The organism is Leeuwenhoekiella aequorea, assembly GCF_004104375.1.
Classification (GTDB): Bacteria; Bacteroidota; Bacteroidia; order Flavobacteriales; family Flavobacteriaceae; genus Leeuwenhoekiella; species Leeuwenhoekiella aequorea.
The window spans coordinates 54,828-68,054 of record NZ_QOVM01000005.1 but is presented as its reverse complement, the minus strand read 5'-3'; the positions used below and the strand labels follow the sequence as shown (position 1 = coordinate 68,054).

Annotated in this window: 8 protein-coding genes and 1 pseudogene; 3 read left to right on the top strand and 6 right to left on the bottom strand. The window is 35.6% G+C overall.

Annotated features, from left to right (window positions below):
* Window positions 1-60: 60 nt before the first annotated feature.
* Both DSM00_RS11435 and DSM00_RS11430 read right to left on the bottom strand, forming a co-directional pair.
* On the bottom strand, window positions 61-2,760 hold the full coding sequence (locus tag DSM00_RS11435) for a carboxypeptidase-like regulatory domain-containing protein (protein ID WP_128758153.1): 2,700 nt from the start codon (window positions 2,758-2,760) through the stop codon (window positions 61-63).
* Window positions 2,761-2,818: 58 nt separating this feature from the next.
* Window positions 2,819-3,655 carry a GLPGLI family protein gene (locus DSM00_RS11430; protein WP_128758152.1) on the bottom strand — a complete coding sequence of 279 codons (837 nt, stop codon included), beginning with the start codon at window positions 3,653-3,655 and terminating at the stop codon, window positions 2,819-2,821.
* 136 nt (window positions 3,656-3,791) lie between these two features.
* Between DSM00_RS11430 and DSM00_RS11425 the strand changes: the two genes are divergently transcribed.
* Genes DSM00_RS11425 through DSM00_RS11415 form a run of 3 tightly spaced genes read left to right on the top strand, consistent with a single transcriptional unit; the run spans window position 3,792 to window position 6,366 of the window.
* Window positions 3,792-4,586 carry a hypothetical protein gene (locus DSM00_RS11425; RefSeq protein ID WP_128758151.1) on the top strand — a complete coding sequence of 265 codons (795 nt, stop codon included), beginning with the start codon at window positions 3,792-3,794 and terminating at the stop codon, window positions 4,584-4,586.
* Between the two features lie 3 nt (window positions 4,587-4,589).
* Entirely contained in the window at window positions 4,590-5,204 is a 615-nt protein-coding gene (locus DSM00_RS11420) for a deoxynucleoside kinase (protein WP_128758150.1), read from the top strand.
* 58 nt (window positions 5,205-5,262) lie between these two features.
* Window positions 5,263-6,366 (top strand): glycoside hydrolase family 53 protein, encoded by a 1,104-nt coding sequence (locus tag DSM00_RS11415; protein ID WP_206633805.1) that lies wholly within the window; start codon window positions 5,263-5,265, stop codon window positions 6,364-6,366.
* 2 nt (window positions 6,367-6,368) lie between these two features.
* Here DSM00_RS11415 and DSM00_RS11410 read toward each other — a convergent pair whose 3' ends face one another.
* The 4 genes and pseudogenes from DSM00_RS11410 to DSM00_RS11395 all read right to left on the bottom strand — a co-directional run bounded on the left by DSM00_RS11410 (window position 6,369) and on the right by DSM00_RS11395 (window position 13,167).
* The gene (locus tag DSM00_RS11410) at window positions 6,369-7,397 is read right to left on the bottom strand and encodes an App1 family protein (protein WP_128758149.1); all 1,029 of its coding nucleotides are present in this window, start codon (window positions 7,395-7,397) and stop codon (window positions 6,369-6,371) included.
* A 254-nt stretch (window positions 7,398-7,651) separates the two neighbouring features.
* Window positions 7,652-9,838 (bottom strand): annotated as a pseudogene (locus tag DSM00_RS11405) (sodium-translocating pyrophosphatase); the annotation flags it as partial.
* A 147-nt stretch (window positions 9,839-9,985) separates the two neighbouring features.
* Window positions 9,986-10,513 carry an inorganic diphosphatase gene (locus tag DSM00_RS11400; RefSeq protein WP_128758147.1) on the bottom strand — a complete coding sequence of 176 codons (528 nt, stop codon included), beginning with the start codon at window positions 10,511-10,513 and terminating at the stop codon, window positions 9,986-9,988.
* A gap of 161 nt (window positions 10,514-10,674) precedes the next feature.
* Window positions 10,675-13,167, bottom strand: a complete 2,493-nt coding sequence (locus DSM00_RS11395; RefSeq protein ID WP_128758146.1) for a DUF5686 and carboxypeptidase-like regulatory domain-containing protein — start codon at window positions 13,165-13,167, stop codon at window positions 10,675-10,677.
* Between the last annotated feature and the right edge of the window lie 60 nt (window positions 13,168-13,227).

The following is a 13,227-nucleotide window of genomic DNA, read 5'->3' as shown; positions in this document are numbered from 1 at the left end:
TTAGTTCTTTAGAACCTTACGGGTTTTTTTTAATCCTTGCTAACGCTAATTAATTAGGATTTACAGATTGTATTTTATGGATGCCATTAAAATTCTTGGCTGTACAAAATACTCTGTAGTTGTACTATAGGTCTCATTAAAACTATCATTGTTTAATGAGTCTACGTTAAGCAAATTAGTACCGTCTAAACGGAACTCCCATTTACTTTCCGGCTTTTGATAGCGCAATCCGGCTTCGATAAACGAATATTCGTTCTGCGTAGTATCGTCTTTATCATAATAATTATAATAACTCCAATCTGCGGTAAATGTAAAGCCGTTTAAAAATTTTACATCCACATTTGCAAACGGGCGATCTGTATAGAAAATACGCTCTAAACCACCGTTTTCGTAGTTATTTATACTTCGGTTATATCCAATTTCAAAGTTGGGAGCGTTTTTAAAATTAGTCTCTACACTCCCTTGATAATTTTGGGTAAAATTTTGAGATAATGTAGGCTGCGCATTTACAATATTATTAAGCTCGCTATATGAAACGCTACCGCTCAAATTTGCTTTCCATTTTCTAAAGGTCTTCTGAAATCGACCGTTGGCACTTAAAACCTCATCAACAAAATTACTATTAATAGGAGATGACGCTTGATTTATCTGGTCTATCGCTGTTTGACTTTTTATTGCATCTATACGCTTTGTATAGCTCAACCCTCCATTAATATTTGTAAAGTTGAACATATTGAAGTTGAAGTAATTTAATCGTGCAGAATGAAAAATAGCGTTTTCAATCTCTCTATTACCTCTAAACATTCGGTTATAATTATTAAACACATAACCTTCAGCAAAATTATTTACATCTGTATAATCTGCGGTCATCTGGTAATCCAGACGTAAACTTTCACTTTGTTTAAACTGTGCTATTGCATACAAATCTGGAAGTAATTTAAACTCGCTCTCACTGGTTTCAGTCCCTAATTGTTCTGACGATACCGTATAATTGTGCAAGGTTAATCCCGGAGTAAATGTAAATTTGCCTGTTTTAAATTTGTAATGTGCTCCTACAAATACATCACTAAATTTATAGGTAACATCGTTATTAAGACTATCTCCTACAAAATTGTTTAAACTCCCATTATCCAAAATTTGAAATATATTAGAGTTAAAATTTTGTCTGCTCAACGTGGTACCAAGAGTTAAATTAAGGTTGCTCTTATCATTTATCACGTAGTAATAATCAATCTTACTATCTATTTTATTGGTCTCAATCATTTTATCCTGATTGATATCAAAATCTGATTGATTTGTATCTAGCGGAAGGATCTGCGTAAAAGGCTGCTGCTGTACAGTGGCACTATAAAACGGATCTTCTTTTTGATATAAATGCTGTACAAATCCTGCGAAAATATTTTTCTCATCCAGGGTATAGTAAGCGTTAAGATTTTGATTTAAGCTGAAAGGATTATTATCCTTTTCTTCGGTAATAGGATTAGTTACCACATTGCCCGAATCTGTAAATATGGAAAGCGCATCGGTCATCTCGCTTTGTTCAGATTTTTTTGCAAGGATATCATAATCTAACTGAAGCTTATCATTTGGTTTATAAATCGAACTAAATTTTACCATCCCGAGTTGATTGCGCTGTTCACTCGTTTCGGTGTTTACTTCTGTGGCTTCTGTAGCAATATAATTACGTAAAGAACGCTGAATAAAATCTGTAGAGTTATCGCTAAACAATGCAAAACCACTTATATCCCAAACGTCTGATGCTTCATAGCTAAAGTTTGCAGCACCAAAGTTTGTAGAGATTTCACTTGCTCTATTATTTTGGGTAGTTAAAAAGCTTAATCCGCTATCTGCAATATTAAATGAGGTACCGCCACGCTGATTAAAATTTCTAAATCCTCCTGTAAAATTCAAGTAGTCTCTAAAAGTGAAAGGCACATCACCGGTATTATTTGTATTTCCGATCACATTAATACTTCCTTTAGGACTGTAGTAAAACAGCTTTGTACTCCCCAAGTAACGGGTTTTTTCGCCATCTCCTAAACCGCCTTGAATCTCTCCAAACCAAAAGTTCTTTTTACCTTCTTTTAATTTTAAATTTATTGCTACATTATCTTGATCATTTCCTAAACCTCTCATTTGATCAATCTCATTAAAGTTCTTTAAAACCTCCACTTTCTTTAATGCATCTGCAGGAATATTTTTTACAGCTAATTTTGAACTTCCATCAAAAAAATCTTTTCCTTCTATCATTACCTTAGATACCGTTTGACCTTCTACTTGTATTTCTCCATCGTCGCTAACTGTAACTCCGGGTAATTTTTTTAGAATGTCACCTAACTTCTGTTCGGTACCATTGGTAAAGCTATCAGTATTATATACAATGGTATCTCCTCGAACTACGACGGGCATCTCGTACACAATTTCCACATCGTCCAGTTGGTTTTCTGCAGGTAAAAGCACAAAATCGAGTGTAATATCATCTGCATCTTTCCCGATGTTGAGTTCGCGGGTAGTGGGTGCAAGTCCTAAAAAACTGGCAACCAGTGAATAGTTATATCCTGATGGTAGATTAAATTGAAATTTACCGGCAGTATTAGATATAGCATACGACTCCATTTCTCCTGTGTCGCTGTGGGTAGCTATTACGTTAGCCAATTCTAGGGGAGTTCCTGCATCGTCTTTAACTGTTCCTGAAATGCGTACGCTTTGAGCAGTTGTAGATAAAGTAATAAGCAGAAATAAGGCAATAAAATATTTCATTGATTGAGGTTGTTAATTGTACAAAATAAAGTTGGTTGATTGTTAGAAGTAAATTCTATTATCCGCGTCCTCCGGGACCATTACGTCTTCCATTGCCAAAACGCTCTGCCATTTCTTTAGTTTTTTCTGCAACTATTTTTTCATACTCTAATCTTGATACTTTATCTCCTTTTTTAGGAACATCAATTTCGATACCCTCTTTAGGGTTAATTACGATTTTATTACAAAGTATAACTGTACGTCCTGCTGTAACTTCTAGTACAAGACCGGGAAGACCCCAGAATTCATCGGGACCTTGACTTACCGGTATTTGGGGTGTATACCAGGCTGTAATTAATTCTTCTGTAGGTTCCTGAGTTTTTTCTTCCTCTTCTCTACCTCCTCTTCTTGGACGCATAGCTTCCCAAGGATTAGGGTCTGTTTTACGTATTGCAGTCGCTTTAAATGCTGCATATTGACCTATCATTTTACTTTCTTTCTCAAGTTTCCAATCTAATTTTGACAGCGTATCTTTTACAAGAAAGTTTTTACCCATCAAATCATTCTCGCGAGCATAGACATTCTCTGCTACATTTTTATAAACGCCTCCTTGTGAGAAACCACCACCAAAACGCATACCGCCACCACCCGCACCCGGGGTTTCTAATTTTTCTACCTCTTCATAGATAGACTCGTCTTTTGTAAAAGTCAGAGTAAAGGTTTTTTCTAATCTACTTTTAATACGTTCTGCAAACTGCTTTTTTTGTTGTTCACTAATTTCACGACCTCCAAAACCTTCCATATCAAAAGAAGTTTTGGATTGATAGGTAGCAATACCTCCATCAAATGTCTGTGCGCTAAGTGCAGTAGTTAAAATACTAAAGACAAAAGCGAGAACTAAAGATTGAATTTTCATAAGTCATATGGTTTATCGCTCTTTGACTTCTAAATTTCTTAAAGGTTTAACGGTATGAAAATTTATGTTAACTAACTCGTTGCAGTACTTGATTATTTAAAAGTTAGGACTTTCTATTTTTTTGTAATTTTCGCAAATGCGATTGCTCTTCATAATTTGTTTTTTTATCCCGGGATTTCTGATAGCACAAGACTCGCTCGTAGTCTCGGCATCTCAGTTAGGTAAGAAAATTTCACTTCAGGCAGACACCTTTGTGGGAGTAGATTCTTATCAAAGTTTATATTATATAAAGAATAAAACATTACATAAAGAATATGCAGGCACAACCATTCAGTTTAGTGATTTACAGTTAGGAACTATTAACAATGTCGATCTCCTAAACCCTTTAAGAATCACCCTTTTTTATGCTGAAACGAATACGGCAGTAATTCTTGATAATACCTTAAATGAAATAATCCGTATTCAATTTAACGAACTAGAAAACTTTAGAAATATTAGTCACGCTCGCACGGCCAGCGATCGTCGATTATGGGTATTTAATGTAGATGCTCAACGTCTTGAACTATATGATTACTTAAACAACACATTCATAACCGATTTTACTCCTCAGAATCAAAATGCCCTAGCACTTACAAACGATTATAATACCTGCTGGGTACGTACAACAGATACTCTATATCAATACAATCAATACGGTAGTTTACTCAGTAAACAGCCTATCGATAAATTGGTTGATTTTCAATATTCAAAAGGAGAAATGATAGCGGTTATAGATGATATACTCTCTATTAGGCCTATAAATAATAAGCACTGGTCACCCATTAAATACCTACCGGAAGATATAAAAGCATTTTATTTGAATGCAGGAATCCTGTATCTTTACCATTCTGATTTAATCTCAACCTACAAACTGAACCTACCTAAATTTTAACTCATGCACATAGCCATTGCAGGCAATATAGGCGCCGGAAAAACAACTCTTACACGACTACTTGCTAAACATTTTAACTGGCAAGCACAATTTGAAGATGTGGTTGACAATCCTTATCTAGATGATTTTTATAATTCGATGGAGCGCTGGTCATTCAATCTTCAGATTTACTTTTTAAATAGCCGATTTAGACAGCTACTTGAAATAAAAGATAGTGAAACTGCCATTATTCAGGATCGCACAATTTATGAGGATGCATTTATTTTTGCTCCTAACTTACATGCAATGGGTTTATTAACTAATCGCGATTTTAATAACTACAGATCATTATTTGATTTGATGGAAAGCGTTGTTGATCCGCCTGATTTACTTATTTATTTACGCAGCAGCATACCTAATTTAGTAGCTCAAATTCACAAGCGAGGTCGTGATTATGAAAATTCAATTTCTATAGACTACCTAAGTAGATTAAACGAACGTTATGAGGCGTGGATTCACGATTATACCAAAGGAAACCTACTCATTATTGATGTAGACGACATAAATTTTGTAGACAATCCAGAAGATCTGGGTGATATTATAAATAGAATAGATGCAGAATTAAATGGACTCTTCTAGAATCAATATCTTTTATCTGAAATTATTCTTTAGTCTATTCTTGGCAACTCTTTCATTCTTGAGCTGCAAAAGGAGTGATTTAAAAAACCAAATCCAACAGCCGAAAGCTCCTATATTAGGAGCAGATTTATCGTATGTTAATGAAATTGAAGATGCGAGCGCATTTTTCACTTCAGAAGGAGATACCATAGATCCTTATTCTTACTTCGCTGAAAAGGGTGCAAATATTATTCGTTTACGATTATGGCATAATCCAGAACATTCACCTTATTCTAATTTTGAAGATGTAAAACGGTCCATAAAACGTGCACACGATGCCGGAGTTGCTGTCTTGCTTGATTTCCATTATTCAGATTTTTGGGTAGATCCTCAAAAACAAGAACGCCCTAAAGCGTGGGATGAAATCCAGGATAATCAGGTAATGGCTGATAGTATTTATAACTACACGTATCAAACACTTATTAAATTAGCTAAAGAAAACCTGCAACCACAATGGGTTCAAGTTGGTAATGAAACTAATATTGAAATTCTTCAGGCTAAAAATTCTGAAAATAATGATACGATCAACTGGAGACGAAATGCATTGTTATTAAATAAAGGTGTCAAAGCTGTGAGAGATTTTTCTCAATCATCTAATTCGGCAATTAAGATTGTTCTTCATATAGCACAACCCGAAAATGCGCTTAATTGGTTTAAAGACGCACAAACAAACGACGTAACAGATTTTGACATCATAGGGCTTTCTTATTATTCAAAATGGTCAACTTATGCGTTAGGTGATTTGCATCGCGCTATTGATTCTCTAAAAACCACTTATAAAAAAGAGGTTGTAGTTGTAGAAACCGCTTACCCACATACACTTAAGAATATAGATGCTGCGGGGAATATTCTTGGAGAAGATGCTATAATTCCTAATTTTCCTGCAACTCCTCAAGGTCAGAAAAATTACTTAATAAAGCTTACAAATGAAGTTCTAAAAGCAGGAGGTCTTGGAGTTATTTATTGGGAACCAGCCTGGGTTACTTCCTCTTCAAGTACGCTATGGGGAACTGGATCTCACTGGGATAATGCAACATTTTTTGACGCGTTTAATTCCAATGAAGCATTGCCGGCATTTGATTTTTTTAATAAGGAAAATTATAAATACGCAGAAAAAGAATAGAATTAGATAATTAAACCTTGCTCTCTAGCGTGATCTTCGGCAGCGGTGCTATCTTTTACAAGTAGAGCTGGTGTTACTTCAAACTTTTCCAGTAGGCCACGTACTCTAAAAGCACGTTTTTCGTGAGTTACACTTCGCAAATAAATCGCTTTAATACGTTCTGGATATTCTTCGGCTATTTCTATATAGATATCAGCATCGTGCTCACCACTATCTCCTATAAGAACAAATTGTAAATCTGGATACGTCTTTAAAATATTCCGAATTTCATGTTGTTTATGTGGTTTTTCAGGCTTTGGCGTTCGATCAAAAGGAGTCCTAAAATCACGCAATAGGATGGCGCCTTTTGGGAAACTATTATTCTTGATGAATGCTTCCAGATAGTGGTACAAATTCCACGGACTGTTGCTCACATAAAACATAGGGTTTGATGCACTCCCAGATTTACCCAAATGTAATTTTTTATAGAAATCTGCAGCACCTGTAAAAGGCGTACGTTTACCCACACCTTTAAATAATGTATTTAAAATTACCCGCCATTTTAAAAGTGAGGTTACACCTGTCTTCAACATTGTATCATCGATATCACTAATAACACCGTATTCAGCTTTATCAGACGGGATAAGCATTTGAGCAGCAAACTTATTGTCATTGGTTACTAATCGCTTTTGATTTTCATCGTCATAAGCTAATTCCAATTGTAGCCAACCCTCTTCATTTGTAAGATCCTTTAAATTTGCTAATTTTTCATCAATCTTAAAATAACCCTCTTCATCTGTAATAGTATACAAAACGCGATTATCTGGCAATTTAACTTTGATCTTAGCGTGTGAGAGCTCATCGCTTCTAAACTGTCTGTAGGCATTTTTAAATGCATTTACAAAACCGGTTTTTTCTAAATTAACACCTTCATCTTCAAGCGCCCTACCTAACAAATAAATATGCTCATGGGTACCATAACTTTGATACCCATGTATTTGCAATGGGTCTTTTTCGTGAAGATTCAATCTTTGTAAAACTTCTTTAAACATAACTTTAAATTATAAAATCCCGACATGCTAGCCGGGATTTTAATGGTAAAGTTGTCTTAAGGATACGTTATTCTTTTATTTGAATTCTCGGTTTTTTAACTTCATTTTTAATAGATTCAAATACGTTATTTTCAAATCTCCTTCAGCTACATTTCAAGTGACTATTAAGGTTTTGCATTTAAAATATGTTCATCTGCTACTCCAGACTTTTCAGTTCGTACTAAATCGCTATTCGTTCGAGCTACATCTACTTCAGTATTAATCGGATTGGTATCAACCAAAACCTCATCATTTTCGGCAGCTAATAATGGAGCAATAACTAATCCTACTAGGCAGGTAAGTTTAATAAGTATATTCATTGAAGGGCCTGATGTATCCTTAAATGGATCACCAACCGTGTCACCAGTAACTGCTGCTTTATGTGCATCGCTACCTTTGTAAGACATTTTACCTTCAATTTCTACACCTGCTTCAAATGATTTTTTTGCATTATCCCAGGCACCTCCAGCATTATTCTGAAAAATCGCCCACATAACTCCAGAGACACAAACACCCGCCATATAACCTCCCAGTGGTTCAGCTCCAAATAAAAGCCCCATCAAAATGGGGGTAATTATTGTTATCAAACCAGGTAGAATCATCTCTCTTAAGGCAGCTTTAGTAGAAATCTCAACACACTTTCCATATTCAGGTTTTCCTGTACCTTCTAGTATTCCCGGAATTTCCCTAAACTGTCTGCGTACCTCCTGCACCATTTGCATCGCAGCTTTACCAACAGATTGCATTGCTAATGCAGAAAAAACAACAGGAATCATTCCGCCTACAAACAAAGCTGCTAGTACATCTGCTTTAAATATATTAATACCATCAATCCCGGTAAATGTAACGTACGCCGCAAAAAGTGCGAGTGCTGTGAGCGCTGCAGAGGCAATAGCAAAACCTTTACCTACTGCTGCAGTGGTATTACCTACAGAATCTAAAATATCGGTACGTTCACGCACATGATCATCGAGATTACTCATCTCTGCAACTCCGCCGGCATTATCTGCGATAGGTCCGAAGGCGTCTATAGCTAATTGCATTGCGGTAGTTGCCATCATTGCTGAAGCCGCTAAAGCTACACCGTAAAATCCTGCCAACTCATAAGACCCATAAATAGCAGCCGCAAATAGTAATACAGAAAGAAAAGTAGATTTCATACCCACAGCTAAACCAGCAATAATATTTGTTGCCGCTCCAGTAGAAGAATTTTTTACAATACTCATAACTGGCCCCTTCCCTAAACTTGTGTAATGCGCCGTAACAATAGAAATTAGAGCACCTACGGCAAGACCAATACAAGCTGACCAGAATACATTTAAAGAAGGAATATCTTTATACCCTTCTCCAAAAAATTGCATCGACATTGATTGTGGTAACATCCAGTCAATAAGAAAATAACTAGCAACCAAGGTTAAAAGTATAGCTACCCAATTACCGGCATCTAAGGCCCGTTGAACTTGGCTTTCTTTGGCATTATTATCTTTAATACCCACTAAAAATGTTGCGATGATTGAAGCTAAAATTCCTACTCCTGCAATAACAATTGGTAATAAAACCGGCCCCATATTATTAAAAGCATCTGTAAATTGACTATCTCTAGACATATCTCGTACTAGATAGTTACCCAAAACCATAGCTGCTAACACTGTTGCTACATAACTACCAAAAAGATCTGCCCCCATACCGGCAACATCACCTACGTTATCACCCACATTATCTGCAATTGTCGCGGGATTACGAGGATCATCTTCAGGAATTCCGGCTTCTACTTTACCCACCAGATCTGCTCCCACATCTGCGGCTTTTGTATAAATACCTCCTCCCACACGAGCAAAAAGCGCTATAGACTCTGCTCCCAAAGAAAACCCCGCCAGCGTTTCTAATACTACTGTCATTTCTTCATAAAAATCACCGCCTTCAGTTAAAAAGCTTTCCATTAAAAAAAGAAAAATTAGACTCAATCCTAAAACGGCTAGTCCTGCAACTCCAAGCCCCATAACCGTACCTCCTCCAAAACTTACTTTTAGAGCTTGAGGCAAACTTGTTTTTGCAGCCTCTGCTGTACGTGCATTTGCATCAGTAGCAATACGCATTCCTATATTTCCTGCAAGAGCAGAAAAAAAAGCACCAATAATAAAGGCCGGAACAATCATCCAGCTTGTTGTATCTACCATATACGACACCACAAACAGCAATCCGGAGGCAATAATAACAAAGATGAGTAACAGCCTATATTCGGCAGCTAAGAATGCAAGAGCTCCTTCTTTTATGCTTTTTGAAATATCCTGCATTTTTTCATTTCCGTTGGGTTGTCTCTTTACCCAAGCCATTTTGATAAACATAAAAAGCAGTCCAATGATCGCCAAAATGATTGGCACGTAGATAATGTTAGATTCCATAAATGAGCTTTTAAATTATTAATACAATAATACTAAAGTAGTAAAATTGCGATTAACATAATTAAATTGAATATTTATAGAGAATATACAATAAAAAAAGACCGCTTATTAGCGGTCTTTTATATAAGTTATTAAATTCTTGCGAACTTAATCTATACTCACATCTTCTTTAGGAATATCACTATTCTTATAACGATCTATACACTGAATGATAATTTCTTTTGCCTCGTTTACATCACCAAAACCACCTACATCCACTTTTTTCTTTTCAAGATCTTTATAAACTTGAAAGAAATGCTCGATTTCTTTGATTAAGTGTGGGTTTAATTCACTAAGATCTTTAGTGCTACTTGCGATAGGATCACTTACCGGTACACAAATAATTTTTTCATCTGGACCTTTTTCATCGGTCATATGAAATACACCAATAGGCTTAACTTCCATTACACAGCCTGGAAAAGTAGGCTCTGTAACTAAAACTAGAACATCTAAAGGATCACCATCTAGCGCTAATGTTTGTGGGATAAATCCGTAATCTGCAGGGTACATCATTGAAGAAAAAATCATACGGTCATATCGTATTTTTTTCAACTTAAAATCATACTCATACTTATTACGACTACCCTTCGGTATTTCGATAAGAACGTCAAATGCTGAAATTTGCTCTGTTGTCATGCTATTATATATTTTTTCTATTGTTTTTTTACGTAAAATAGGCTGCAAAAATAGACCAAATGAGAAGCTACGACAAACAAATCTTCTAAAAGTAACATCTAGTTAACCAGCAAACTACTTTTTACATCAAACTAATACTCTCACTATCACATTGCTTAATTTTAGAACGAAAATTCAAGTGCTCCAGTTACCCCAAACTTACGTGCATCTGGCACTTCTAAATAGTTTCCTCTAAAATTAAAATCAATTCGAAGTATTTTTAAAATATTACCCACTCCAAAGCTATATTCATAGTACGGTTTAGAATCTGGCGCGATATATCTTATATTAGAAGCATTGATAAGTTGGTTTTCATTTGAAATTTCTCCCCAAGCACCTCTAAAACCAATTATCTCACGTAGATTTAATTTCTTAAGTAGCGGAATTTTACCAAATAATCTTCCTCCAAAGTTATGCTCCAGGTGAAGCGTAGCATACGTATCTGTTACAAATTCATAATAATTCAACTGCGGAAATGTCCCGTATATTGAAAATAGATTTTGATTACCAGGAATAACACTCAACAAGCCTAATGGCACTTCACCAAAGGTTTTACCGGCCTCGATTGTAGAACTAAACGTACCTAAACCACCCATTCTCCACGGTTGACGATACGAGAACTGAAGCTTCTCGTAATCAAAATCACTATTAAAGAGACCTTCAACTCCTTTAGTATAACCTAAAAATAGGGTTGGAAACCATTCATTACTGGTAGTGCGCTCAACCCCGTATCCTGAGGTACGTTTACCCGGTTCAAATATTGCACTCAGTACAAGTTCTGTTTGCTTTACTTCAGAGGCAATTTCTGTTTGTGAAAAGTCTGTAAAATAATCTAAGTTAAATGTTGGTGATGCAGATTTTAAAGTTCTGTATGACATATCAGACCGTATAATCAAATTCTTTAAAAATTCTGCCTCAATTGCAAAATTGGCAAGTTTGAGACTCGTAAGTTGGTCGTTGTTTCCTACAGTAACTAAAGATGATGAAGCTAGATTTCTTCCTAATACATCTGTTGAGGTTGTTAGACTTGCGGCTATCTGCTCAATATCTTGTCTATATCCTCCAGAAACTATAAGTCTTGCCTTATTGTCTAGTAGGATTTTACCCGAAATACCGAATTTAAATTTGTCATCTTTAAAACCATATGCGCCAAAACCTTCTAGCCTCCAAGGATCATTTTGGTCAAAATATGTTCTTGCACCTAATCGCACTCGTAATCCTTCTACATCATTAAAGCCAAGGGCAGAAAATACAGGGCCAATATCTAGATTTGCTTTATCCCATTCATAATATCCACTTACCAGAACGGCTCCCGCATCATATAAACGCTGAAATTTAGGAACCTTCTTAAGCGAATCGAGCATAACGTATACCCCTTTTTCATCTTTGCTTAAAGGTTCAAGACGTTTTTCTTCCCAAAAATCATCTCCTTTAGTATATACATCCTCGTCATATTTAGAAACTCGCTCATCATAAACTTTTTCATCTAGTTTCTTATCAAATGTATAGTTGTCATAAAGTGTAGTACGCTTTCCATAGATTCCACGACTTCCTTCTTTTTTCCGAAGTGAGAAATCTGAAAGAAAATAATCACGCGTTATTAAGAATACCGAGTCATTAAGCACATCATACTCCTGCTCAATGTAGATCTCTTTTACCCAATTGATATTGGCACTTTTATTAACCTGCAGGTTTATTTCTTTAATTGCCCAGGTTGTATCATTTACCCAAAAATCTCCTTTAAATGTGAGTTCGTTAGAGCGTCTTGGATAATATATAATATTATAGCACCACTTGTCTTTTATAAATGTACTGTCTGCAAGTACATAGTTATAGGTGTCGATACCTGTTGTTGACAAAGGACTCACAAAACTCTTATCAAAAAACTTAAGGTAGTTGTCATATATATTAAACTCATTATAGAGCTCTTGAATAAAAGCTATTAAAGTTTGATTTGTACTAAAACCACTATTTCTATTGCCTTCTAATTCCTCTTTTTCTTTCCCCAGAATATTGTCTCCGTAAACTTTACTGCTACGTTCATTTATAAAAATGGGCAAATAGGTCTTTCCAGTAATTCTAGAAGTATCCATCTGATCAAAAATAAACTCCATCTTGTTAAAGATTTTGCTATTTATCAATGCACTATCAATAGTGTTGAGATCAAATTCTACCTTCTCATATTTATCATACTGGTATTGTTTGACATTGCTCAAGCCGTTAGATCGTTTATTTTCCCAGATCTTTCTCAAGATATCTATCGCCGGGTTGTTCTTTTTAGATTGTTTACCTGTATAAATTACAACCTCACTAAGACTTTCGGTTTCTTCACCAAGAGTGATTTTTAAATCATAATTAACCTTTTGCGGCAACGCTACTTCTTTAGACTGAAAACCTACAAAAGACACCTTTAAACCTGTATAGGTAGCATCTGATTGAATATAAAAACGTCCATCCTCATTAGTAATTGTTCCTTCTGTAGAACCTGCAAACACAACATTTGCAAAAGGTATAGGGCTACCGGCATCATCATAAACTATCCCTCCTGCCTTAGTCTGACCTATAGTTAGTACAGGAAGAAGGACAAGTAATAATAAGATTAAAATTCTCTTCATAAATGGTATAAGTAGGTCTCTCTTGGGGAGCGTCTAGCACTTTTTACAGGGCTAATTAGT